Annotated in this window: 1 pseudogene; it reads right to left on the minus strand. The window is 79.4% G+C overall.

The features are described from left to right. Positions 1–1,059: 1,059 nt before the first annotated feature. Positions 1,060–1,523, minus strand: a pseudogene (locus DEF28_RS27785) (hypothetical protein); the annotation flags it as partial.

Raw genomic sequence — 1,523 nt, forward strand, 5'->3', positions numbered from 1 at the left:
GTCCTGCCGTGTGCGCTCCCGCGCCGCCGGCCCGCCCCCCAGGAGAACTGACAGCGGCGCGGGAGCGCACACGGCAGGACGGAGCGGCTGGACCACCGCGCCGGACCCGCCGGCGCCAAGCGGCGCTCCCGCGCGGGGCGGCCCCGCCACGGCGCGGGTCGCCCCGCCGCCGTGCCCGCACCGGTCCGCGTCCCGGGAGGAGTCCCGCCAACGACCGGGGGGCGCTCCCCCGCAGAGAGCCGCCGACCGCGTCGGCCGCGGACCGTCCGCGTGCCGCCGCCGCGCGCCCCGCTCGGAGGCCGGGTCGGCGGGAAACGGCGGCTCGCGGTACCGCTGCCGCAAGGTCGTGCGGGTGCTGGGCGAGCGCCTGTCCGGGGATGGACCCCCACCACCTCCAGGCCGCACCTCGCGCGGAAGGGGGAACCGCGCATCGGAGGCGGACGGTCCCACGGCGCCGTGCCGGTGGCACCGGCAGGTCAGCGCGGACGGGCTCGTGCCAGGGGCCGCGGCAGCCCCGGCCGTGCCTGCCCCCCGCTGGAACCGGAATCGCCGACGCGCGCCACTGCCCCGGCCCCCCGAGCAGCCAGGGACGGGCACGGATCAGCTCCAGGTGGCGCGGCGTCCGCGCCGGAACCGGAACCGCCGACCTCGGGCTGGAGGGGTGGGCCGCCTGACCGTCCGGGCGTGCGTGCTCGGCCTCGGCGCCGACGACCCGGCCCCGATATGCGCCGCACCCCGCACTCGACCGCACGCTGCCGGCGGACCCGGGCCGCTCGGCCGCGGACCCGCAGACCCCCGGGGCGTCCGGCACACCTGGCCACGTCCCGGGCCGCTCCACCACGGAGCCGCTGGCGGCACCCGGCGCCCGCTACCGGCCGCGCGGAGCCGGCCACGCCCCCGATCCAGCCGCGCACGGGCGGACCGGCAGGCCCGCCTCCCATCCGCCGGGAGGGAGCCCGGCGCCATTCGTGGCGGGCCGGGCGCACCGGGTGCGGGCCGGGCGGAAGGCACGGTGGCCGGGCCGGTCCGCTGGCTCGCGGTCGGCCCGGCCGCGGTGGCTCAGTTCAGCCGGAAGACCTGCTGCTCGGCTCCCTCGTCGTAGTCGCTGTGCAGGGTGGCGACGTAGGTGCCGGACCGCGCGGCCACGTCGGCGTCGCGGCAGTCGGTCCAGGAGCGCGTGCGGTCCCACTCCACGGTGCGCGTCACGGGGACACCGCGGTGCAGCTGCTCGCGGTCGCGGCTCTGGCCTTCGACGCAGTCGGCGGTGGAGAAGATCCGGTCGTCACCCGAGGTGATCCGCAGCTCCATGCTCTCCGGGCTGACGTCCACCGTGCAGGTCTGCGCGCCGGTGTTGACCACGGTGACGGTGATCCTCGGCGACACGCCGGCCGGGTAGTCGGTCCGGTCCACCTCGACGGTGGCCACGACGTCCTGCGGCCGGCAGGCGTCCTCCGGCTGCTCCGGCGCGGCCACGGTCTGCGGGTCCGATCCGCCGCCGCCCCCGCCCGCGACGGCGGCGCGGC

Source organism: Marinitenerispora sediminis, from assembly GCF_003336425.1.
Classification (GTDB): domain Bacteria; phylum Actinomycetota; class Actinomycetes; order Streptosporangiales; family Streptosporangiaceae; genus Marinitenerispora; species Marinitenerispora sediminis.